Genomic DNA, 22,588 nt, shown 5'->3' with positions numbered 1-22,588 from the left:
CATCCCGGTTGGAAAATATTATACTGGGCGTCGGCCTTCATCAGCCCCGGCACATGCGCTGGAGCATCTCGAAACCCTGGTCGATCAGGGCCCCGAAGTCCTCCTTGGCCTCGCTCGAAACCCACTGCTCCGTGGCGCCGCCAAAAACGCCCAGCGCGGTACGCGCGATCAACAGACATTCTTCGAGCGCATCCGGATCGCCGCGCCGTTCGACCAGCGCGGCAGCCACCGCATCCATCCAGCCACGGCCAATGTTGTAGGCTACTCCGCACAGGAAGGCCGACCGGGCCACGGCCCGTTCCGTCCTGATGGTGCGAACCGGATCGACATAGGGCACCCAAGTCGCCTGCAGGGCCCTGCGCACTGCCTCCAAATCCCGGATCTCCAGCGGCTGGTCCCGGACGGCGGCGCACAGTTGCCCAAGCTGCGAATCGTAATCGTTGAGGATAATATCCGCCTTCGAACCGAAGTAGCGGAAGAAAGTCGACGCGGAGACATCGGCGCGGAGCGCGATCTGCTCGACCGTAGTCTCATCGTAGCCTTGGTCGGCGAAAAGATCGAGCGCGGCATCCTGAATCGCAAGGCGCGTCCGCGCTTTCTTGCGGCTCCGCATGTCGGAATAGGATCCCGGCGCGACCTGATGGAAGGTGACTTGCAATGACATCATAATGCTAATAGGTATACATGTGTCAGTTGATAGTCAACTGTCAATTTGATGGGCGCGATTAAGATGCAGGGAGCGGGAAGCGACGGCAAATCCGCGATTCAATCGCCAGTTGATGCACGTTTCTGAGCAGGATGCGGTGTTGGCGGTGTGGATGGGCCAATGCTGATGAAGCCCGGGGCGAAAGCGGCCGCCGCGGACACCGGCATGGTCGTCACTGACGCAGGCGCGTTGCGCCGCACGCCCTGGCCGACGAAACTCGATCGATTTGGGAAGGGCACGATATGAAGGAATTACGGTTCGACGGGCAGACCGCCATCGTCACCGGCGGGGGGCGAGGACTCGGTAGGCTTTACGCCATGGAACTCGCCCGTCGCGGCGCCAGGGTTTTGGTCAACGACCTCGGCGGATCGAGCCGCGGCGACGGTGCCGACGCCTCGATCGCCGATCAGGTCGTCGCGCAGATCAAAGCAGCCGGAGGTATCGCGGCAGCGTCGAGCGACAGCGTCTCGACCCCGGAAGGCGGGCAAGCGATCGTCGACGCCGCGCTCGACACATTCGGCCGCGTCGACATCGTCGTCAACAATGCCGGCATCATCAATTTCACGCCTTTCGACCAAGTGACGCCCGACGAATGGCGCAAGACGCTGAACGTCCATCTCGATGGAAGCTTCCATGTCAGCCAGCCGGCGTTTCGCGCAATGAAGAAGCAGGGCTATGGACGCTTCGTGTTCATATCCTCGACATTCGGCGCGTTCGGCCAGATGGCTACCGCGAGCTATGCGACCGCCAAGGCGGGCCTGCTCGGACTGTCGAACGTGGTGGCACTGGAGGGGGCGGCCCATGGTATTCGATCCAACGCGGTGCTGCCGGTCGGCTTTTCCCGCATGGTTACGGATCAGGAATCGGGTGGCCCGATTCCGCCGGGGCGACAGGCCTACTATGATGCGATCCGGCCGGAACTCATCACTCCGCTTGTCATCTACCTGGCCAGCCGTGATTGCGTCCTGAACCATCGGGCGATCGCCGCCTGCGCGGGGCGCTATTCGCGGGTGTTCGCCGGCTATGGCGATGGATGGCTCGCGGATGCGGGCAGCACCCCCAGTGCTGAGGATCTGGCCGAACGGGTTACCCGGATAGACGGCACCGATGGCTTCTTCGTACCCGAATCCTCCGTGGACGAGACTATCGCGGTATGCCGCCAGCGCGGCATCGATCTCAGTCAGATGTAGCGACATGGTCCCGTCGATCGGTCGCGCGGCATTCCGTCATACCCGCCCCACCTCAGGAGCTTCTACACCCGGATCAAGGAACGGTGCGGCGCTGGCAAGGCGATCATCGCCACTGCCCGCAAGCTCCTCACCATCATTTACGACACCCTGAAAAACGGATGGGTGTTCAATGACTTCACACAGTTCCAGCACCGCACAAATCCAATCCCGCTGGACAAACATCATAGGAGAGTGACGATGCAATTCGAGATCAAACATGTGCTGGACATCAAGGCGGAGCTGGCGGAATCACCGTCCTGGTCGGTCGAGCAGCAGGCGCTCTACTGGGTCGATATCGAGAACAAGACTTTCAACCGGTTCGATCCGGGCACGGGCCGTAACGAACGCTGGCCTGTACCCGCCACTCCCGGCTGTTTCAATTTCCGCGAGGGCGGAGGCGCCGTCCTCGCCACGAACGAAGGATTCTTCGATTTCGACTTCACCACGAACCGGTTCGAGAAGATCTGCGACGCCCCATTCGATTCGGCCGAATTCCGGTTCAACGACGGCAAGGCCGATCGTCAGGGGCGGCTGTGGGCCGGCACCATTCGCCTCGCCTTCAAGATCGACGGCCCGCCGGAAGGAACCTTCTATCGCTACGAGGCGGGCAAGGTGGTGCCGGTCATCCCCGACGTGATGGTGCCGAACGGGACTGCGTTCAGCCCCGATGGCAGGACGATGTACCGTTCCGACTGGCGTCCGGAGGGGCGGATTGTTCTGCAATACGATTACGACGCGGCCACCGGCACACCCTCGAACGAACGGCTGTTCGCCACCATGCCCGAGGGATTCGGCATCCCCGACGGCGCGACGGTCGACACCGATGGCTTCTATTGGGCCGCCATTCCCTATGGCGACAAGGGCCGCGTAGCCCGGTTCGCGCCTGACGGAAGGCTGGACCTGCACTTCGAAATGCCCGTCCTCGGGCCGACCATGGTAGCATTCGGCGGCAAGGACATGTCCACGCTGTTCATTACATCATGCCGGCTCGAATCCCATATGGGCCTTCCGGTATCACCGCTCGGCGGCGACATCTTCGCTGTCGAGACGCATGTACGGGGAATAGCCGAGACCTTGTCCGCCAAGGCTTGATCCTCGCGGCGTACTCATTGCCGACGCGGTACAAATTGAGCGATTGAAGCTCCATTTGTACCGCAGTTTCCGGGATGTTTGAGCCGCACACGGCCGATCCAAAATCCCGCGGAACGGGATTTTGGCTGGGGCGGCAGGATTCGAACCTGCGAATGCCGGTACCAAAAACCGGTGCCTTACCACTTGGCGACGCCCCAGCGGGGACTGCGCGCTTAGCGGCTATTGCCCGGGCTGAAAAGAGGGCTTTCGCGTTGTTTCAGGTGATCCATGATCGGTTTCAAGGCGCTTCTCCGGCGCGGCGGCGGAAACGGACGAGGGCGGCCTTGACTTCACCCCCGTCCGGTTTTGACCTTTACCCGATCTTGCTGATCCAGCCGTGGGTGTCGGGCGTATCGCCGCGCTGTATGGCAACCAGGCGGTTCTTGAGCTTTTGGGTCAATTGCCCGGGGCCGCCGCCGCCGATGGTGAATTCACCATCGCGCCCCGCCACTTTGCCGACCGGGGTGACAACCGCGGCCGTGCCGCAGGCGAAAGTCTCCACCAGCTTGCCCGAGGCGGCATCCTCGCGCCATTGCTCGAGGCTGTAGCGCCCTTCCACGACTTTGAGGCCTTCTTCACGGGCAAGCGTAAGCAGGCTGTCACGTGTAATGCCGGGCAGGATCGTGCCAGTCAGCGCCGGGGTCAGCAGCGTGCCGTCCTCGAACGCGAAGTAGAGGTTCATGCCGCCCAGTTCCTCGATCCACTTGTGCTCGGCGGCGTCGAGGAAAACGACCTGGTCGTGACCACGCGCGATCGCCTCGGCCTGGGGCACCAGGCTGGCCGCGTAGTTGCCGCCGCACTTGGCCGCGCCGGTGCCGCCCGGCGCGGCCCGGGTATAGTCACTCACCCAGATCGAGACGGCCGGGGCGCCGGACTTGAAGTAGTTGCCCGCGGGGCTGGCGATGACGATGAACTTGTATTGCTTGGCCGGGCGCACCCCAAGGAAGGCCTCGGTCGCGATCATGAACGGGCGCAAGTATAGCGAGCTGCCTTCGCCGGAGGGAATCCATGCACGGTCGGTCTGCACCAGCCGCGTCACCGCTTCGATGAACAGCGCTTCCGGCAGCTCGGGCATGGCAAGCCGCCGGGCCGACTGATTGAAGCGTGCCGCGTTCGCTTCGGGACGGAACAGCGCGATACTGCCGTCGGTCTGGACATAGGCCTTGAGCCCTTCGAAGATTTCCTGGGCATAATGCAGCACGGCGGCAGCCGGATCGAGCGCGATCGGCAGGCGTGGGCCGATCACCGCGTCGTGCCAGCCCCGCGGCTCGGTCCACTCTATCGTCACCATGTGATCGGTGAAGCGGGTGCCGAAGCCAGGGTTGGCGAGCACGGCCGCACGGGCTTCCACGCTGGTAGGAGCGGGATGGGGCCGGGAAGCGAAGGTCAGGTCGGCATCGGCGAGAGTCGCCATCGAACGAAAGTCCCCTATCTTTGATAACGCCGCGCCATTTGTATGAAAATTACACTCAACGCAACAAAAAAGTAATATTACGTCCAATCCTTAGTATATTAACACGAAACCCGCCTGAGGCAAATCGCCTCGGGCCGCTTCCGGAATGGTCGCGTCTTTCGCGTTGGCCGCATGTGCAGCATTCCGCGAACTGAAAGTTCGCATGGACGGCCCCCAACTCGAACATGTCACTGCGGCGCATTAGAAGCACCCGGGTGTCTGTTTCAAGCAAGCACGCGCCCGGCAACCGACTATTTCGCCCTGCCCTCGCCTCACGGCTGCCTCCACGGCCCGAGCCCGCCACAATCTCGCCGCATCCGGCCAGCATCTTCCCGGAGAACAAGCGGGGTGCGACGACATGCTTTTCCTTCGGATCATCGCCCTGATCCTTGGCATCCTCTCCATCGCCATGGGGTTGCTGTGGGTCGGACAGGGCACCGGCGTGGTCATGTGGCCGCCCGAAAGTTTCATGCTCGCGGATCGGGCATGGGCGGTGCGCGGGGCGATATTGGCCGTCGTGGGCGGGATCATCGTCTGGCTGGCGCGACGCGGCAACGACCGGGACTGATTCGGCCTTCCCGGCCTCAACCTTCCGGGTCGGCCGGCACTTCCAGGATGAAGCGAGCCCCCTGCCCCGGCGCGCTTTCCACCAAGAGATCCCCGCCCATGGCACGCGCGATGCTGCGCGAAATGTAGAGGCCCAGGCCCGAACCGCCATCGCCGCTGCGGCCCAGACGCTCGAATTTTTCGAACACCCGCGCCTGCTGCTCATCGGAAAGTCCCGGCCCCTGGTCCGCGACGATCACGCGGGCACGCTCGCCCAACGCCTCCAGCCGGATCCAGATGCGCGAGTTTTCGGGGGAATAGCGGATGGCATTGCCGATCAGGTTGAGCAGCACTTGCAGCACGCGGCGAAACTCGGCGATCGCGGGCAGGCGTTCGGAAGGTTGCGGCGGCTCGATGACGATATTCTTCTCCCGCGCGCGGACGTTCAGGATACCGGCGGCCTGACGGGCCAGCTCGGACAAGTCGACGCGGTCGGGCGCGGTGCTGAAACCTTCGGATTCGACGACTTCCAGATCGGTCAGATCCTCCAGCAGTTCGAGCAGCAGCTTGCCCGCGCTGGCGATTTCGCCGGCATAATCGGCATAAGCATCGGGCAAGGGGCCGGCCAGGCGGGTGCGGATGGTCTCGGCATTGGCGACGATGCGCGAGATCGGCTGCCTAAGCACGGGCGCGAGGTCCTTGCCGACCAGCCTGCGGCCGATGGGAAGGGTGGGAACGGTCGGCGCCGCGGTTTGTCGCGGCTCCGGCTCGTCGGACAGCAACAGCAGTTCGAAACCGGCGGGGTCGAAACCGGGTTGCATGTAGGGGATCAGCGCAACCCTCCAGGCCCGCCCGGAACCGGGGACCCGCACGCGCGCGCCGTCGAGCAGGCGCCAGTGCAGCGGCTGCTGATGCGCGGCATTCTCATGCGGGAGAAAATCGGTCCAGGGCCGGCCGAGTCCAGCCTCCATGGCGGCGACCACTTCGGCAAGCTCCGGGGCGTCGGACACGACTGCCAGTACGCGTTGCCCGGCGTCGAGCCGCGCGGAAAGCTCGGCAAGGTGGCGATCGGTCAAGGCGCGGCGGAATTCGGCGGTGGCCGGGTCCTCGGCCGGGATCGGCGAGGATCGCCAGTTACGCACCCGGATATCGCAGCCTTCGCCTTCGCCGCGCGGTTCGACTTCGATCCAGGCCCGCACCGTGTCCGCACCGTCCTGTGCCGACACCGCGCGGGCGAGTCGGAAACGATAACGGCGCGCCTTGCGCACCAGTTCGAGCAGCTCTGGAATGGCGATCGTGCCCGGCAGGTCCCCCCCACACCGCAATTGCAGGCCGGCGAGCGGCTCGTCGGCGCTGAGCAGGCGATCCTCGGCGTCGCTGACGGCGCGCGCCAATATGGTCCCGTCGTCGATCATCATGCGCCGTAGCGTCCCGCCGGAGGCCCGGACGAGAGAATCGCGGCGGCAAGGTCAGGGCCCACCCGGTCGAAACCGGCAGGAAGAGTCACTTCGGGATGCAGCGCCAGGAATTGCTTCTCGACGTCGCCGGGCTCGAGCCCGGCCGAACGCAGGGCGAGCGCCAGACGGGCGAGCTGCGCCTCATGAGTGGACAGGACCACGGTGTCGCGGGCCTGCCCGGATCCCAGCGCCAGTGCCGTGAGGAACAGCGGCACACCGGCATGGGCAACGGAAAGCGCGGCCTGCGCTTCTCCCCCCAGGCTCGTAATCATCCGCGCGGCCAGTCCAAGCCGGCTCGCCCCCTCGTCGTAGGACTGGCGGATGCCCGCTTCCATCCGCGCCGTGCGCTCGGTCATTTCCGGGGCGCCGCCCACCAGGGCGCGCACGGTCAGCAATAGGCCGTGAAGCAGGTCTCCAGGCAGTTCGCGCGGCGGCAGCGTCATCCGTCGCTGGGCCTGGCACCAGCGCGCCTGCGCAGCCAGGTAGGTCATGGCCAGACCCTGCGTCGTCCCATCGGCCGATGAAATCATGGCCTGCACCAGCGGCGAGACCACCGGATCGAGCGCCAGGCGCAGCTGCAGTCGCTCGGTCAACTGCCATTCCAGCGCCAGCGCGTGAAGGTGCGAAAGCAGGGCCGGATTGTCGATCAAGGCGCGCACCAGCAGTTCGGCCTCGCCGGTGACGTGTCCGCCGCGCTGGCCGGTGCCTCCGGCCAGCGCATCCAGCAGGCCATTGGCGAGATCGGCCAGCATGCCGCGAATGCGCGCAAGGATCTCGTCGCTGAAAACGGAGCTGTCCTCGGCCGCGATCAGGTGGCGCAGGATCGGCAGCACGGTTTCCGCCATGGCGTCACCCCGCGCCAGTTCCTCGCGCAGTACCGCCTCGACGTTCTCGCCGCTTGCCGAAGGGACAGCTCGGTCGATCATCCGTTCCGTGTATCCCGCGTTTGGTTAAATCCAGGTTAGTCCTGCGATCGCAGGGGAAACAGCAATCCCGCCACGATCAGGCCGACCGATATGATCTGCACGACCGGCAGAAGCTGGCCGGCAGCAGAGCCGACCGCTAAGGCGAGGCCGAGCAACAGGCGGTCCCCGATCCAGCTGACGGCGGCGCCCCGCACTACCCGTGGCAGCAAAGCCAGCAGCAACAGCAGCACAACGGGGGTGGAAAGCCATGACAGCACGGGTTCACCCGCGAACCTGGGCGTATCAGCCAGGATCAGCGCCCCGAAGGCAAGATCGATCAGCCAGAGCAATGCGTCCGCACGCGGAATCGCGGGCGGCAACTGGCCCAGCGCGTGGCGTTCGGCCGATCTCAGCAGCCGGCTCGCCTCCACCAGCACCCAGGCGAGAGCCACGAAGGCGAACCCGCCCCAGACGAGGCTGAACCAGCCAAGACCAGCGGCAATCGCCAGCAGAACCACGACCCCGATCGACAATACGTTGCTGGCATTCCCAGCGTGCAGCAGCGAGGCACCGAAGCTGACCACCCCCAGGCGCGCCACCGCCCGGCCGGCGGATGCCGCGCCCTCCGCAAAGCGCGCCCGCAGCCATTCGTTCTCCAGCGCGAACGCCTCGGCCTCGGTGCGGATCATGCGCCAGTCGGAGCCGACGCGCGATGCGGCAGGAACCTCTCGCATCTGCACGCCCGATTGCAGGGCAATCCGGGTCAGCGCCGAGACGATGTCGCAATCGACCGGCAATTCGTGCAGCCGCTCGACGAGATGGCCGGGAACGCGCATCAACCCGGCGTTCGCGCGATTGATGTCGATCCGCTCATAACCCGCCGCGAGCGCGCCCTCGACCGGTTGCACCAGTACTACCGGTCCCCGGCCATCGAACAGCGGGACCACGTTGGCCGGATCGACGAACAGGCCCTCGCTCACGACCAGCAGTTCGTCGCCAGCGGTGACCAGGCCGGCCAGCTGGCGCGTGCCGGTGACGATCGCGAACTGCAGCCCCGCGTCTTCGGCCATATGCTGAAGGGCGATGACCTCCGGCGAGGTTCCGCGCGCCATGCAGATCACGCGCTGACAGTCGAGCGCCAGCGCCAATCCAAGCTGATGCTGTGCAAGGCTTGCCCCGGCAATACGCAGAAATGCCCGCGGGAACGGTTGCCCCGCCCCCGCGGGCTCCGTCATGGTCAGCAAAGCTATCCGCAAATCCTACCTCCAGCGCCCGGGCAGCGCCCGGGCCCGATGTAGACTTGCGGGCACCAAGTGCCAAGCAGGACCGATCAATCAGGTAACGGAAAACTCCGCCACATAGGCCTTGAGGCGCCGCACTACCCTGGGCTCGCCCGGCGCCGCGTCCAGCGCCTCTTCGGCCAGCGCGAGCAAGGCGGACGAATGGAAACTGGCGGCAAGGCCCTTGAGCCGCATCGCCGCGACGTGCCAGTTGCCGTCGCAGCGTGATCGTTCGAGCAGATCCACCTGCCTTGCAACGCTTTCCACATAGGACGCGCGCAGTTCCGCGAACAAGACGGCATCACCGCCCGCCGCCGCCGCGAGAGTCGCTTCCAGGGCACCTGCTTCATAAACCATTTCCCCAGGATAGTGCCCAAAGCGTTAAACCGGGGTTTATTGCCGCCCAGCACGTGTTATTCTGCCCGAATGGCTGGGGAAAACAGGATCATCGCGTTCGGCGCGGGCGGCAACGAAGGCGGTGCCGGTGAACAGGGCACCGCGGCAGAGGCGCCCATGCCTGCTGACGGCGAAGCCGACGCACGGGAAAACTGGGACGAAGCCTGGGTCGCCGGGGGCGAAACAGGCACCTCGGAGCCCCCGCGCGGCTGGGTTTTCCCGACCCTGGCCGGGCTCGCGATCGCTGGCTGGAGCGCACTGTTCATCACCGCGCATCTGCCTGAACTGCGGGCGGGCATCACACTGGCCGCAGTGCCGGAACTGATTACGCAGTGGTGCGTACCGATCCTGCTCGTCGGCCTCGTCTGGCTGCTGGGGCTGCGCCACAGCACGCGCGAGGGCAAGCGCTTCGGCGATGTCGCGCGCGCGCTCTCGACCGAATCCGCCCTGCTCGAACGGCGCCTGACCGCGGTCAACCGCGAACTCAGCCTGGCGCGCGAGTTCCTCGCCGCGCAATCGCGCGATCTGGAAGCGCTCGGCCGCATCGCCGCCGAGCGTCTGTCGCAGAATGCCGAACGGTTGCAGGACCTTGTGCGGGACAATGGCGCGCGCGTCGATTCGATCAGCACGGTCAGCAGCGCCGCGCTGGAAAACATGGAGAAGCTGCGCGGCCAGCTGCCGGTGATCGCCAGCTCGGCCAAGGACGTGACCAACAACATCGCCAATGCCGGCCGTGCCGCCCACGCCCAGCTTGAGGACATGATCCAGGGCTTCAACCGGCTCAATGACTTCGGCACGGCCAGCGAGCGGCAGGTTGAATCGCTGCGGGCCCGCGTCTCGGCCACGCTCGCCGAATTCAGTCATGAGTGCGAACAGCTGGAGACGATCGCCGATTCCCGCTTCGCGGCCCTGACGGAGCGCGGCGAGGAATTCCGCACCCAGCTCGACAAGCACGAGGTGGACGTGCTGGCGGCGATCCGTACCCGCGCCGCCGCGCTGGCGGGGGAAATCGATGCGACGCGCCACCAGCTGGACCAGCACGAAGCCGATAGCCTCACGTCGCTGCGCGCGCGCCTCGGCGCCCTGCGTGACGAGAGCGAGGTCGTCTCACGCGCGCTGCACGAGGCCGAGGAACGCGCCGCCGAGACGCTGAAGGCCTCGCTCGAAACCATGCGCTACGAACAGTCCTCGGCGGCCGAAAGCATCTCCCTTGCCCAGCAGTCCGCCATCGATACGCTCGCCGGACGCCTCGCGATGCTGGCGGCCGAGGCCGAGCGCATGGACCGCGCGCTGATGGAGCGCGGCGAAAAGCTGGCGATCGAGGCGGAAGAACGCCAGGCGCGGCAGGTCGAGCAGGAACGGCACGCCATCGCTCGTATCGAACACATGCTGGCCGAACTCGACGGGACGATCGCGGAACGGCTTGAACGCCATCGCCAGCAGGCGGCGGCACTGAGCGAGCGTGCCGGCACGGTCACTGCGGAACTGGACCAGTTCGAAGCCCGCCTGGCCCGGATTGCAGCGCAGAGCGGCGAATCCGAAACCCGGCTGACCAGGAGTCTCCAGACCCTTACCGAACGCCTCACCGCCGCCCGCACCACCCTGGCCGCCACCGACAGCGACGTCGAGAAGCTCACTGACGACAGCGTCCGGCTGCTCGAACTGATCCAGGCCAGCTCCAAGCATACCCACACCGCCCTGCCCGAGGCGCTCGCGATCTCCGAAGATCGCCTGGGACGGCTGGAAAACGGCGTCACCGCCCTGCTCGCCGTCCTGCGCCAGTCGGCCGAAGGCAGCGAAAGCCTGGCTTCCGGAATCGCGGATTCCGGCACCAATCTCGAAACACTGGTGGCAAGGCTGGCGGATGCCCAATCGGCCGTGGTTCAACGCGGCGAGGACCATGCCGCGCAGCTTGTCCGACTGGCGGCATCGGTTGCGGAAATCGACGATGCGACCGAACGCGCCGCCGGCAAGGCCCGCGATGAACTGACGGGCGCCATCGCCGCGCTCCGCACGGCGCTGACCGAAGCGGTCGAAGCGATCGAGCATGACAGCGCGGAACGGATCGCCCATGTCGCGCGGAATCTCGGCGAGGAGAGTGCGCAGGCCATCGACAAGGCCATGCGCACCAAGGCCGCCGAAGTCTCCGGCCAGCTCGAACAGGCGGTCGCCCATGCCGCCGGGGTCACGCGCGAAGCGACGATCCAGCTGCGCGACCAGCTCGCCAAGATCGACGAACTGGTCGGCAATCTCGAAAACCGCGTCACCCACGCCCGCCACCGCGCCGAAGAGGAGGTCGATAACGACTTCACCCGCCGAGTCGCGCTGATTACCGAATCGCTCAATTCGAACGCGATCGACATCGCCGGCGCGCTCTCCACCGATGTGGCCGATACCGCATGGGCCGCCTACCTGCGCGGCGACCGGGGCATCTTCACCCGCCGCGCGGTCAGCCTGCTGGAAGCTGGTGAAGCCAAGGCGATCCAGCAGCTCTTCGAACGCGACGACGCGTTCCGCGAACACGTCAGCCGCTACATCCACGATTTCGAGGCGGTACTGCGCCAGATCCTGTCCACCCGTGATGGCAACGCGCTGGGCGTAACGCTGCTTTCCTCGGACATGGGCAAGCTCTACGTCGTGCTCGCGCAGGGTATCGAACGCCTCCGGAACTGAGCAGGGGGCGGTTCATCCCGGCCGGAAACGTTTGCATTGAGCAAGCCGGCCATCACCGAAAAGAAGGCCCCCGTCCCGAGGGACAGGGGCCGTGCAAGGTTCACATGGAAGGTGTGGAGCGAGCCGTCCGGTCCTAGCGGCTCGCCAGCATCTGGTTGCCGCTGCCGTCCTTGGCGGGCAGCGCACCGGGCAAGGCATGGCCCTCGGCATAAGCGAAACAGGCGCCGCCGCGCTGCTTGACGGTGGAGCACAGCGCCTTGGCGGAACCCCGGTCGAAGCCCTCGGCGGCGACACGGAAATAGCGGCGACCGTGCACATTGGCCTCGGTGATCCGCATGGCGTGGTCCTTCAGCGCCGGATTGCGGGCGACGAAGATACCCCAGGCACGCCTGGCGCCTTCGAGGGTGCGGAACGAGCCGAGCTGGACGAGCTGCGCCGAACCTTTGCCCGCGAAGCTTTCCGCGATGGCGCTCCTGGTCGCGGAAGCCGGCTGGACCATCGGCTGCGAGACGAACTTGGCGCTCGCCGGCTGCGGCGCGTCGACGGAATTGGTGGCAAGCGCGGCCGGCAGTTCGGCGACGTCCCGAGAAGGCGCCGCCTCGCCGATAGCCTGGCCGGCTTCGACCGGTGGCAGTTCTGCGATCGGCGCCGACGCGTCGGCGCTTGCCATCCGCACCGCCTGTTCGGCGCCGTTCAGCGCCAAGGCGGCGGGCTGGCCGGGGTCCGTGCGCACGGGCGCCGCCAGCAGGCCGGCGATACGCGACTGGTACTGGTCGGGCCGGACGCGGCTGGCCCATTCGCCCATGCGCGCGTCAAGCTGGTCGGCGGGCACGTCCTGCGAGGCGACCACGCGCGCTTCGGCCCAGCGCCCATCGAGCGCGTAGGCATAGGCGAGGTTCTGGCGGATCTTGGCACTGTCGTCGCCCCCACGCAAGGCGTCCGAAAGCAGGGCCACGCCCTGCGCCGGTTGACCCGCAAGGGCGACGGCAAGACCGAGGTCGCTGGCGGGGATCTGGTTGCGCCAGCGGGTCAGCACCGTCAGCGCCTCGGCATTGCGGCCCGAACCGATGTAGGCAAGCGCGAGACCCAGGCCGCTGCGCGGACTTTCGTCGCCAAGGCTGGCGGCATCCTCGAAAGTCGTCGCCGCCGATTCGAAACGCCCGGCGGCAAGATAGGCTTGCGCAAGATCGACGCGGGCGGAAGCGCTGCGCGGAGACTTGGCGACACGGCCTTCGGCCTTGACGACATCCGTTTCCGACTGGGCCGCAGACTGGGCGTCGGCAAGGTCCCCCGATGGCGCCGGCTTGCCGGAACTGGCTAGCGGCGCATGGCCCGAACAACCCGCGAGCAGTGCGGCGGCCATCGCGGAACAGACCGCAAGGCCGGCGGTCCTGGCGTGGAAGGTAATGCGTTCCATCGGACTTTATCCCCCTTGGATCTCTTTTTCGGCGCCTGATGTCAGCACTGCTTGCTCGCGGTGCTGTCGAACTGCGCGACTTGCGGAATCTCTGACAGGTATTTGTCGAGCGCTTCTGTCACGAGGACCTGGGCGCTGCGGTTAAGAACCACGCCCGCCATTCTGAGGCGGAAATGCCGCTCCGCATCGAGGCGCAGCGTGAAAGCGGTGCGGCGGCTTTCGGGCGAGGCGACAGCAGCCGGAGCCATCACCCGGTTGATACGCCAGGCGATCTGCTCGATCTGCCGCAGGACTTCGGGCATCCCCTGCTCCGGCAAGTCCGAGGCGGACGGTGCAACGCGGCCCTGCCCATGGCCCCAATCGTCCCAGCCAAGATCCTCGGCTTGCGTCGGCAAAACGCTGTCGGCGAACTTGACGGTATCCTGCGGGCGCATCGCGGGCTTGGCCGAGCCCTTGCGGGCCAGGAGCCTCGGCGAGAGCGAGGCGAAAGCATGGTGCTCGCTCATCGCGCCAGCCCCGCTCAGGAGCCGGCGACGCGGCGACCGAAGCCGCCGACGGGGCGCACAGCGCCCTGCAGCATCGGCTGGCCGGCCACTGGCGCGGAGAACACCGTGCGGCGGAAATTCCGCTCCAGGCGATCGGCGATATAGTTCCACAAGGCGGCGACTTCCTGCGCTGAGCGGCCATTGGGATCGACTTCCATCACGGTGCGCCCATCGATCATCGACGCCGCGAAATCCGTGCGCTGATGCAGCGTGATCGGCGCCACGGTGCCATGCTGGGAAAGCGCGACGGCGGCCTCAGCCGTGATGCGCGCCTTGGGAGTGGCGGCGTTGACCACGAACAGCAGCGGCTTGCCCGAACGCTCGCACAAGTCGACGGTGGCACCCACCGCGCGCAGATCGTGCGGGCTGGGGCGCGTCGGGACGACGATCAGTTCGGCAACCGAGATCACGCTCTGGATCGCCATCGTTATCGCCGGCGGGGTATCGATCACCGCAAGCCGGAAACCTTGCTGGCGCAGGACTTGCAGATCGTTGGCGAGGCGCGCGACGGTGGTCTGCGCGAAGGCGGGCAATTCCGCCTCGCGCTCGTTCCACCAGTCGGACAGCGAGCCCTGAGGATCGATATCGATGAGCACGACGGGACCGGCGCCGGCGCGCTGCGCCTGAACGGCGAGATGGCCCGACAGGGTCGTCTTCCCCGAACCACCTTTCTGCGATGCCAATGCAAGTACGCGCAAACCTTGTCCCCCAAGAAATACGGCAGGCAAAACGAAGCTCTCGGTAAAGCTCTTGGGCGTGAAGTTCGCAGATCGTTCCTAAATTTAGGTTAATCGTCCCCGACCTAAAAAAGCCCGTTCAAAGGCGCCCTGGCGCGCACCGCCGCATGCGCGCTAAGTCCGTGTTCACTATTTTCGATAACAGGTAATATGACCCAAGCGCGAATGCCGGCCCGCTTTCCACTGGCGTGGACTACCTATTTTTGCTTACCATGCCGTCAATCAAGGGGCACAACGGGGCATGATCGACGTGAGGAAATTTCTGGCTCTTCTCTGTTCGGGTACTCTGGCGACCGCGAGTTGCCTGCTGCCCGCCACAAGTGCCTGGGCCGACGTCAAGGCCGGTGTAGACGCCTGGTCGGCCGGCAACTACGACGCCGCCGTGAAGGAATGGCAGGCCCCCGCCGATCGGGGCGACGCCGATGCCCAGTTCAACCTCGCGCAGGCCTACAAGTTCGGCCGGGGCGTGCCGCTGGACCTGGCAAAGGCCGAGGATCTCTATTGCAAGGCGGCGGCGCGCGGGCACGTGCAAGCCGCCGACACCTGCGGCCTGCTGCTGTTCCAGCGCGGCGAGCGGGAAAAGGCCATGCCCTATATCCAGGCCTCCTCGGCGCGCGGTGATCCGCGCGCGCAGTACATCCTTGGCGTCGCCTACTTCAATGGTGATCTGGTAGCGAAAGACTGGGTGCGCGCCTATGCGCTGGTCAGCCTGGCCCGCCAGTCCGGGCTGCCGCAGGCGGCCAACGCGCTGGCGCAGATGGACCAGCACATCCCGCTGGCCGATCGCCAGAAAAGCGTGATCCTGTCCACCCAGATCGCCGCCGAGACCGACGCCGCGCGCGCGCGCCTCGCCGCCTCGACGGAACTCGGCTCGCCGCCGCCCCGGACGGCAGCCGCGCCCTATCCGGCGCCGGAGATCGCTTCGGCCGAAAACGCCGTTGCCTCGGCGATCCGCACGGCCGGAAGCGACAGCCCCGCCACCGCCGGCGCCGACTACACGCTCAGCCCGCCGCCGCCGATGGCAAGCCGGCCGACGCCTCCCCCACCATCATCGCGGCCATCGCCCGCACCTGCGCCCGCCCCGCCCAAAGTCGCCGCCAAGCCCAAACCCGCGCCGCCGGTAGCCAAGCCCGCGGCCGCAAAACCGGCGTCCGGTCCCTGGCGCGTGCAGCTCGGGGCCTTCGGCGTCGCCGGCAACGCCGATGCGCTCTGGTCGAAAGTCCGGGGCCGGCCGGAACTCGCCGGCCATGGCAAGTTGCTGGTTCCCGCCGGCAAGCTGACCAAGCTGCAGGCCGGCGGCTTCGCCTCGAAGGCAGACGCCGATGCCGCGTGCTCGCGCCTTTCGGCAAGCGGCGTCACCTGCCTGGCCGTGCGGGACTGATCGGGGGCCGGCCCTTGCCTGACGCGGCGCGCCGGGCGGAAACCCTCGCAGGCGAACCCCAACGGCTCGCGACGCTGGACCTGATCCGGGGTGTCGCCGTGCTTGGTATCCTGGCGATCAACATCGCCACATTCGCCGGGCCGATGGTCTCTTCCATTTCACCCAACCTGCTCCGGCCGATGAGCCGCGCCGACGAAGCCGCCTTCGCGCTGGGCTTCCTGTTCTTCGAAGGCAAGATGCGGGCGCTGTTCTCGCTGCTGTTCGGCGCGGGCCTGGTGCTGTTCTGGGAACGTGCCGAAGCGGCGGGACACAACGGCGACGTGGTGCAAGTGCGGCGGCTGTGCTGGCTGCTGCTGCTGGGCGCGGCGCACTACCTGCTGCTATGGTGGGGCGACATCCTGTTCCTCTACGCCGTCTGCGGGCTGGGCGCGCTGATGCTGCGCCCGCTTGGCGACCGGGCGCTGCTGGGGATAGCCATCGGCCTCTACTATGCTTGGCACTTGTGGGGCCTGTTCGATTCGGCCGCGGCGATCCATGCCGAAACGGCCGTCCGCCACGGCACCGCCACCCGGGCGCAGATCCATCTCCTGGCCGAATGGTTCGAGCCAGTGCGCAGTTGGGCGGCGCAGGAACTGCGCGAAAGCCGGCTCGGATTCGCGCAGCTGTTCCTGGTCAAGCTGGTCGAGCGCCCGTTCTGGCAAGTGCAGATGCTCTCCGGCAACTTCTCGGAAACGCTGCCACTGATGCTGGTGGGCATGGTGATCTATCGTCGCGGCCTCTTCACCGGCACGGTGCCCCGCCGCCGGCTGGTCGCGACGGGCGTGGCCGGCACGGCCGCCGGGCTTGCCCTGACCGCCATGTTCCTTGCGTGGGCCTGGCCGCGACATTTCCCCCCGGTCACCATGCACGCGGCGCTGGTCTGGGGCCTTGCCATGCCGCACCTGCTGTGCGGCTGCGGCTATGCGGCGCTGCTGGTGATGGCCGCCCCGCGGCTGGCGCCCACCGCGCTGGGCCGGCGACTGATCGCCGCCGGGCGCATGGCCTTCAGCAATTACATCCTCACCAGCCTGGTCATGACGTTCATGTTCTACGGCTGGGGTCTTGGCCTGTTCGGCACTGTCGCCCCGGCCCGGCAATGGCTGTTCGTGATGGCCGGCTGGGCGCTGATGCTGGCCTGGAGCGAACCCTGGCTGCGTCGCTATCGGCGCGGCCCGCTGGAATGGCTCTGGCGCTCCCTGACCGAGATGAAAGTGCTGGCGAACCGCGTGTGATAATCATTCGCAAAAGCTATTGCGATCTGTTCGCAGTTGGCTATAGTGAGTCGCAAGAGGATTCGCCCATGTACATTTGTATTTGCAATGCCATTCGCGAAACGGACCTTCGCACTGCCGCGCGCTGCTGCGGGGGCGATGCCGAAGCGGTTTACGCGGCCCTGGGCCGCACCCCACAATGTCGCCAATGCCTGGACGAAGCGGAGGAAATCATATCGGAAGAGGCAAATGCCGGTGGAATGAGTTTGTCCGCGGCCGCCTGATTGGGGTTGCCCGATTGCAGAGCTGACCGGCCTTTCGTGCCGAGCCCGGATCGGGCCTTTTGAGGTAGCTGGGCCGCGCAAGGCTTGGCGCGCCAACAGTTTAGCACCTTGGCATAACTTGCCGGGGTTGTTTTGGCTGCCCGTTGAACGCATACTGCGCGCTCCGAGTCACAGGAGTTGTGCACGATGCAAGGCGACCAGCAGGTCATCGATTTTCTCAACAAGGCCCTGCTCAACGAGCTGACCGCGATCAACCAGTACTGGCTGCACTACCGCATGCTGGACAACTGGGGGATCAAGAAGCTCGCCGAGTATGAGCGCCACGAATCGATCGACGAGATGAAGCATGCCGATGCGCTGGCCGATCGCATCCTGTTCCTGGAAGGCCTTCCCAATTTCCAGGCCCTCGGCAAGCTCAAGATCGGCGAGGGCGTCGAGGAAATCCTCAAGTGCGACCTGGCGCTGGAACTCGAGGCGATGCCCCTGCTCAAGGAAGCGATCGCCCACTGCGAGGCGGTGCGCGACTATGTCAGCCGCGAAATCTTCGAACGCATCCTCGAGGGCGAGGAAGAGCATGTCGATTTCATCGAGAAGCAGTTCGACATGATCCAGCGGATGGGCCTCCCGAACTACTGCCAGTTGCAGAGCAAGCCCGCCGAGGACTGAGCCCGGCGGCACGGAACCGGCGATGGATCTCGCCGCGCGCCTGGGACTGTCCGTCCCCCTGATCCAGGCACCGATGGCGGGCACTTCGACGCCCGCGCTGGCCGCTTCCGTCAGCAATGCCGGTGCGCTCGGCTCGATCGCGGTGGGCACCTTGACGCCGGAAGCCGCCGTGCGGGACATCGCGCAAGTGCGGGCGGCGACGGACCGGGCGTTCAACGTCAATCTTTTCGTCCATGCCCGCTGCCAGCCCGATCCCCCACGCGAAGCGGCATGGATCGGTGCCCTGGCCCCGCTCTTCGCCGAGTTCGACGCCCTGCCCCCGGCGACACTCGAAACCATCTATCCGACATTCGCCGGCAATGCGGAAATGCTGGCCCTGCTGGTGGACCTGGCCCCGCCGGTGGTGAGCTTTCATTTCGGCCTGCCCGATGCCGGGGCGATCGCCGCGCTCAAGTCCGCCGGATGCCTCCTGCTGGCCACCGCGACATCGCTGGACGAGGCACGCGCGGCCGGTGATGCCGGGATCGACGCCGTGGTCGCGCAAGGCTGGGAAGCGGGCGGACACCGGGGCATGTTCGATCCCGCCGCCCCCGACGACCGGCTCGGCACCATGGCCCTGACACGGCTGCTGGCCGCGCGATCGCGGCTGCCGGTGATCGCGGCGGGCGGCATCATGGACGGCCACGGCATCCGCGCCGCGCTCGATCTCGGGGCGGTCGCGGCACAGCTCGGCACGGCTTTCGTCGCCTGCCCGGAAACCGCTGCCGACCAGGCCTATCGCGCCGCGCTGGCCAGCGATGCGGCGCACCATACCGCGATGGTCCATGCCATCTCCGGCCGTCCGGCACGGTGCCTGGCCAATCGCTTCACGGCCTTCGCCGAAACTCCGAACCTGCCGCCGGTCGCCCCCTACCCCCGCGCCTATCACGCGGGAAAAGCGCTCAACGCGGCGGCCAAGGCGGCCGGTGAAGACGGTTTCGGCGCGCAGTGGGCGGGACAAGGTGCGCCCCTCTCCCGCCCGATGCCCGCGGCCGAACTCGTGGCCCTGCTCGCCGAGGAATTCGCGGCCATTCGCTAAAGCAAGGAACCAGCGATCCGGATCAAGACCCGTTCATCCCGGGCTTCGTCGAAGGGTGCTGGCGCGGTGCCGGATCCGACTTCCTTCGACAAGCTCGGAGCGCGCCGCTCCCCGCGCGGTTCGTCCAAAAAAGTCCGTCCCGCGCGACCAGCCCCGCACGAAGTGACTGGCAATGCCGAAAATAATGCTAAAGATCATGCCATGGAAACACCCCGCAAGCGCACTTTTGACATCGAAGACGCCGGCTTCGCCGCTCTCGTCGTCCTCATCACCCTTGCCTTCGCCTACCTGCTGGCGCCGTACTTCGGCGCGGTGCTGTGGGGCGTTGTCGCGGCGATCATGTTCCAGCCGCTTACGGCCAGGCTGGCGGTGAAGCTGGGCGGGCGAATCAACCTGGCGACTTCGCTGGTGCTGCTGGCCCTGGTGGCGGTCTTCGTGGTGCCCTCCATCATGCTCGGCATCAGCCTGGTGAACGAAGCGAGCAGTCTTTACGGCAAGATCACCAGCGGTCAGATCGATATCGGGCGGATGCTGCATGACCTGCAGGCCGCCCTGCCCTCCACCGTGCGCCGCTTCATCGCGCGATACGGGCTGACCGATCTCGAAGTCCTGCGCCGGGAGTTCGGTTCCAGCATCACCAGCGGCCTGCAGACCGTGGCCGGACGGCTGCTGACCGTCGGCCAGGGCGCGCTCAGCTTCATCGCCGCGCTGGGCGTGATGCTCTACCTCAGTTATTTCCTGCTGCGCGATGGACAGCGTTACGGCGATCTCATTCGCGATGCGCTGCCGCTCCATCCCAACGCGCGCGATTCCCTGATCGCCCACTTCCTGCTGGTCGTGCGCGCTACGATGCGCGGCACGGTGGTGGTGGCGATCGTCCAGGGCGTGCTCGGCGGGGTGCTGTTTTCCCTGCTGGGAATCGAAGGTGCGCTGATCTGGGGCGTGCTGATGGGCTTCTTCTCGCTGCTGCCGGCGGTCGGCACCGGCATCATCTGGGTTCCGGTCGCGATCTACCTGTTCGCCACCGGGGAGATGGCCAAGGCCGCGATCGTGACGTTCTGCGGCCTGTTCATCATCGGCATGGTCGACAACGTATTGCGCCCGATCCTGGTCGGCCGCGATACCCGGATGCCGGACTTCGTGGTGCTGATCGCGACCCTGTCCGGCCTGGAGCTGTTCGGCCTCAACGGTTTCATCATCGGTCCGGTCATCGCGGCGCTGTTCATCGCGGTGTGGAACCAGCAGCGCGACCGCAAGGTGGCGGCATCAGGCACCCTCCGGGAAGAGGGCGCGGTCGAAGCGACCGAGGAAGCCGCCGCGCATCCCTCGTGACCATGGCGATGTGAGGGCGACCCCAGTTACACCGCCAGGCGCAGCACCGCGCGGAACCGGCCGTCGCGCTTGTCAAAGGCGAGCGTGCCCGCGTGCGCGGCGGCCACGCGTTCGGCGATCGCCAGGCCCAGGCCGGCACCGTCACCGCTGCGTGCACTGTTGCCGCGCGCGAAAGGCCGGGTGAGCTGCGCCGCGGCCTGGGCGTCGAAGCCCGCGCCCGCGTCGCTGACGACGATTTCCAGCATCGCGCCATCCCGGCGCGCCGTGACCACGACCGGCGGAATGCCATGGCGCAAGGCATTGCCGATGAGATTGCCGACCGCGCGGCTGACCGCCCTGACGCGCAAGGGCGCGCGCAGGCCCGCTGGCACCTCTACCGTGATCGCTCCTTCCGGATCGTGATCGCGCACGAGCGAGACCAGCATTTCCGCCACGTCGCAAGGCACCACATGCTCGTCCTCGAAACCGCGCGCGAAATCGAGGAACTGCTCCAGCATCGCTTCGATCCGGTCGACCTGCCGCACGGCGATGGCCTCCAGTTCCGCATCCGCGCCCCGCATCATCTCCAGGCAGAGGCGCAGGCGGGTGAGCGGGGTACGCAAGTCGTGGCTGACTCCGCCCAGCATCAGCGAGCGTTCCGCCTCTTCGCGCGCGAGACGCTCGGCCATCCGGTTGAAGGCGCTGGCGACGGCGGCGACTTCGTCGGGCCCGGAAGTGTCGAGCGGCGCCGCCGCACCGCCCACGGGCCCGTGCAGCCCGTAAGCATCGACTTGCGCGGCCAGCTTGCGCAAGGGCGCATCGAGGCGGCGCTGGAGCAGCAGCCCGCAGGCCAGTGAAACGATGATGGCCGCGATCGAGGCATAGACCATGCTGGCCAGCGCGCCGCGCCGGGTAGGCGGAGTCACGCTGATCCAGTAGCTTCGCCCGCCCAGCTTCAGGCGGAACCACAGCCGGTTGCCGTCGCCGGTCCGCCAGGACAGTTCTTCGTGCGCGGCCAGCCGTTCGGTCAGCGAGCGGATGAACTGGCGTTCGATGAAGTTGGGAAAACGGGCCCGCCCGGTCGGCGCCGCGTCGCCCTCGCGGATGGCAAGGTCGCCGCCCGCCTCGATCTGCCGGATCAGCGCGGTGCGGCGCTCGGCGGGCATGTCGGCCATGACTTGCGAAAGACCGGCGATCATGTCGGCGGTGACATTGGCGACGCGATCGATCTGCGGGCGCATGACGAATGTCATGACCAGCAATCCCGCGATCATCTGCCCGGCCAGCACGACGCCGATCATCAACGCGACATTGCGGTGCAGGAGGCTCTTCAACACCGGCTCAGCCGTCCTGTCCGGCGGCAAGGACATAGCCGACGCCCCAGACGGTGCGGATGAAGCGTGGATCGGCGGCATCGTCGCCGATCGCCTTGCGCAGCCGGGCGACCTGCACGTCGATGGCGCGGTCGGTCACTTCGGCATCGCGGCCCAGGGCGCGGTCGATCAGCTGCGCGCGGCTGAGCGGCCGGCCGGGACTGCGGGCGAAGGCCGCGAACAGCGCGAACTCGCGCGATGAGAGCGTGAGCGCCTGCCCCTCGCGGCTGACCGTCATCGCCGAAAAGTTGATCGCGAAAGGGCCGATCCGCGCGGTCTCGTCGTTCGATACCGCGCGTTCCGGCCCGATCCGCCGCAGCAGCGCGGCGATCCGGGCCACCAGTTCGCGCGGCAGGAAGGGTTTGCCGAGATAATCGTCGGCGCCCATCTCCAGCCCCAGCACGCGGTCCACCGGATCGCCGCGCGCGGTGAGCATGATGACCGGGGCCTGTTCGCCCGCCCCGCGCAGCCGGCGCAGGATCGCCAGGCCGTCCTCGCCTGGCATCATCAGGTCGAGCACGATCACGTCGGCCGGCTCGCGCTGGAGCGCCAGGTCCATGGCCTTGCCGCCGTCCACCGCGCGCACCGCGTAGCCGTGCTCGGACAGGAAGCGCTGCAGCAAGCCCCTCAATTCGGGATCGTCGTCGACCACCAGGATTCGCGCCGGTTTCTCGCTCATGAACCCCTCACTGCCACTGGACCGCCCCTCCTGCCAGAACCCAAGCTGTGACAAACCGTGACACTGCCGCTTCCCCGTCGCGTTCTGCCAC

Annotated in this window: 22 protein-coding genes, 1 tRNA gene and 1 pseudogene; 12 read left to right on the top strand and 12 right to left on the bottom strand. The window is 66.7% G+C overall.

Features of this window, described 5'->3' with window-relative positions; translation table 11 throughout:
* Nucleotides 1-40: 40 nt before the first annotated feature.
* A complete protein-coding gene (locus tag BM052_RS07570; protein WP_177198375.1) occupies nt 41-664 on the bottom strand; it encodes a TetR family transcriptional regulator in 624 nt (207 codons plus the stop codon).
* Between the two features lie 162 nt (nt 665-826).
* On the opposite strand from BM052_RS07570, the gene BM052_RS20230 reads away from it, so the two are divergent.
* The 4 genes and pseudogenes from BM052_RS20230 to BM052_RS07560 all read left to right on the top strand — a co-directional run bounded on the left by BM052_RS20230 (nt 827) and on the right by BM052_RS07560 (nt 3,027).
* Nucleotides 827-952 carry a hypothetical protein gene (locus tag BM052_RS20230; protein ID WP_255406017.1) on the top strand — a complete coding sequence of 42 codons (126 nt, stop codon included), beginning with the start codon at nt 827-829 and terminating at the stop codon, nt 950-952.
* Nucleotides 949-1,896: an SDR family NAD(P)-dependent oxidoreductase gene (locus BM052_RS07565; RefSeq protein WP_091145137.1), complete on the top strand. Its 948-nt coding sequence runs from the start codon at nt 949-951 to the stop codon at nt 1,894-1,896. The genes BM052_RS20230 and BM052_RS07565 overlap by 4 nt, the downstream gene beginning before the upstream one ends.
* 39 nt (nt 1,897-1,935) lie before the next feature.
* A pseudogene (locus tag BM052_RS20225) lies at nt 1,936-2,085 on the top strand (IS110 family transposase); the annotation flags it as partial.
* 48 nt (nt 2,086-2,133) lie between these two features.
* Nucleotides 2,134-3,027, top strand: coding sequence for an SMP-30/gluconolactonase/LRE family protein (locus tag BM052_RS07560; protein ID WP_091145135.1), 894 nt, complete (start codon nt 2,134-2,136; stop codon nt 3,025-3,027).
* 122 nt (nt 3,028-3,149) lie between these two features.
* On the opposite strand, the gene BM052_RS07555 is transcribed toward BM052_RS07560, so the two are convergent.
* Nucleotides 3,150-3,224, bottom strand: a tRNA-Gln gene (locus BM052_RS07555).
* A gap of 155 nt (nt 3,225-3,379) precedes the next feature.
* The gene (locus BM052_RS07550; RefSeq protein ID WP_091145132.1) at nt 3,380-4,480 is read right to left on the bottom strand and encodes a branched-chain amino acid aminotransferase; all 1,101 of its coding nucleotides are present in this window, start codon (nt 4,478-4,480) and stop codon (nt 3,380-3,382) included.
* 397 nt (nt 4,481-4,877) lie between these two features.
* On the opposite strand from BM052_RS07550, the gene BM052_RS07545 reads away from it, so the two are divergent.
* A complete protein-coding gene (locus BM052_RS07545; protein WP_091145126.1) occupies nt 4,878-5,087 on the top strand; it encodes a hypothetical protein in 210 nt (69 codons plus the stop codon).
* Between the two features lie 16 nt (nt 5,088-5,103).
* On the opposite strand, the gene BM052_RS07540 is transcribed toward BM052_RS07545, so the two are convergent.
* From BM052_RS07540 to BM052_RS07525, 4 genes are all read right to left on the bottom strand, one after another.
* Nucleotides 5,104-6,483 (bottom strand): sensor histidine kinase, encoded by a 1,380-nt coding sequence (locus tag BM052_RS07540; RefSeq protein ID WP_369821504.1) that lies wholly within the window; start codon nt 6,481-6,483, stop codon nt 5,104-5,106.
* On the bottom strand, nt 6,480-7,448 hold the full coding sequence (locus tag BM052_RS07535) for a hypothetical protein (RefSeq protein ID WP_091145124.1): 969 nt from the start codon (nt 7,446-7,448) through the stop codon (nt 6,480-6,482). Before BM052_RS07535 ends, BM052_RS07540 begins: the two co-directional genes overlap by 4 nt.
* 35 nt (nt 7,449-7,483) lie before the next feature.
* Nucleotides 7,484-8,662 (bottom strand): hypothetical protein, encoded by a 1,179-nt coding sequence (locus tag BM052_RS07530; RefSeq protein ID WP_091145560.1) that lies wholly within the window; start codon nt 8,660-8,662, stop codon nt 7,484-7,486.
* Nucleotides 8,663-8,761: 99 nt separating this feature from the next.
* Nucleotides 8,762-9,064, bottom strand: coding sequence for an Hpt domain-containing protein (locus BM052_RS07525; protein ID WP_091145121.1), 303 nt, complete (start codon nt 9,062-9,064; stop codon nt 8,762-8,764).
* A 69-nt stretch (nt 9,065-9,133) separates the two neighbouring features.
* On the opposite strand from BM052_RS07525, the gene BM052_RS07520 reads away from it, so the two are divergent.
* Nucleotides 9,134-11,776, top strand: a complete 2,643-nt coding sequence (locus BM052_RS07520; protein WP_091145120.1) for an ATPase — start codon at nt 9,134-9,136, stop codon at nt 11,774-11,776.
* Between the two features lie 133 nt (nt 11,777-11,909).
* Here the strand turns inward: BM052_RS07520 and BM052_RS07515 are convergent, their stop codons facing one another.
* Genes BM052_RS07515 through BM052_RS07505 form a run of 3 tightly spaced genes read right to left on the bottom strand, consistent with a single transcriptional unit; the run spans nt 11,910 to nt 14,436 of the window.
* Nucleotides 11,910-13,193 carry an SPOR domain-containing protein gene (locus BM052_RS07515; protein WP_091145117.1) on the bottom strand — a complete coding sequence of 428 codons (1,284 nt, stop codon included), beginning with the start codon at nt 13,191-13,193 and terminating at the stop codon, nt 11,910-11,912.
* A 41-nt stretch (nt 13,194-13,234) separates the two neighbouring features.
* The gene (locus BM052_RS07510) at nt 13,235-13,699 is read right to left on the bottom strand and encodes a hypothetical protein (RefSeq protein WP_091145114.1); all 465 of its coding nucleotides are present in this window, start codon (nt 13,697-13,699) and stop codon (nt 13,235-13,237) included.
* 14 nt (nt 13,700-13,713) lie between these two features.
* A complete protein-coding gene (locus BM052_RS07505; protein WP_091145113.1) occupies nt 13,714-14,436 on the bottom strand; it encodes a ParA family protein in 723 nt (240 codons plus the stop codon).
* 280 nt (nt 14,437-14,716) lie between these two features.
* On the opposite strand from BM052_RS07505, the gene BM052_RS07500 reads away from it, so the two are divergent.
* The 6 genes from BM052_RS07500 to BM052_RS07475 all read left to right on the top strand — a co-directional run bounded on the left by BM052_RS07500 (nt 14,717) and on the right by BM052_RS07475 (nt 20,466).
* A complete protein-coding gene (locus BM052_RS07500; RefSeq protein ID WP_091145111.1) occupies nt 14,717-15,856 on the top strand; it encodes an SPOR domain-containing protein in 1,140 nt (379 codons plus the stop codon).
* Between the two features lie 14 nt (nt 15,857-15,870).
* Entirely contained in the window at nt 15,871-17,127 is a 1,257-nt protein-coding gene (locus BM052_RS07495; protein WP_255406016.1) for a DUF418 domain-containing protein, read from the top strand.
* 68 nt (nt 17,128-17,195) lie between these two features.
* A complete protein-coding gene (locus BM052_RS20220) occupies nt 17,196-17,390 on the top strand; it encodes a (2Fe-2S)-binding protein (RefSeq protein ID WP_091145556.1) in 195 nt (64 codons plus the stop codon).
* Nucleotides 17,391-17,576: 186 nt separating this feature from the next.
* On the top strand, nt 17,577-18,056 hold the full coding sequence (gene bfr / locus BM052_RS07485) for a bacterioferritin (RefSeq protein ID WP_091145110.1): 480 nt from the start codon (nt 17,577-17,579) through the stop codon (nt 18,054-18,056).
* Nucleotides 18,057-18,078: 22 nt separating this feature from the next.
* Nucleotides 18,079-19,134 carry an NAD(P)H-dependent flavin oxidoreductase gene (locus BM052_RS07480; RefSeq protein ID WP_091145108.1) on the top strand — a complete coding sequence of 352 codons (1,056 nt, stop codon included), beginning with the start codon at nt 18,079-18,081 and terminating at the stop codon, nt 19,132-19,134.
* Between the two features lie 201 nt (nt 19,135-19,335).
* On the top strand, nt 19,336-20,466 hold the full coding sequence (locus BM052_RS07475; RefSeq protein WP_091145106.1) for an AI-2E family transporter: 1,131 nt from the start codon (nt 19,336-19,338) through the stop codon (nt 20,464-20,466).
* Nucleotides 20,467-20,492: 26 nt separating this feature from the next.
* Here the strand turns inward: BM052_RS07475 and BM052_RS07470 are convergent, their stop codons facing one another.
* A complete protein-coding gene (locus BM052_RS07470; protein WP_091145553.1) occupies nt 20,493-21,782 on the bottom strand; it encodes an ATP-binding protein in 1,290 nt (429 codons plus the stop codon).
* Between the two features lie 4 nt (nt 21,783-21,786).
* Nucleotides 21,787-22,497, bottom strand: coding sequence for a response regulator (locus BM052_RS07465; protein ID WP_091145105.1), 711 nt, complete (start codon nt 22,495-22,497; stop codon nt 21,787-21,789).
* Nucleotides 22,498-22,588: the final 91 nt, after the last annotated feature.

Source organism: Novosphingobium sp. CF614 (assembly GCF_900113255.1).
In the GTDB taxonomy this organism is placed as follows: Bacteria; Pseudomonadota; Alphaproteobacteria; order Sphingomonadales; family Sphingomonadaceae; genus Novosphingobium.
This window is presented reverse-complemented; position numbering and strand designations above follow the sequence as displayed.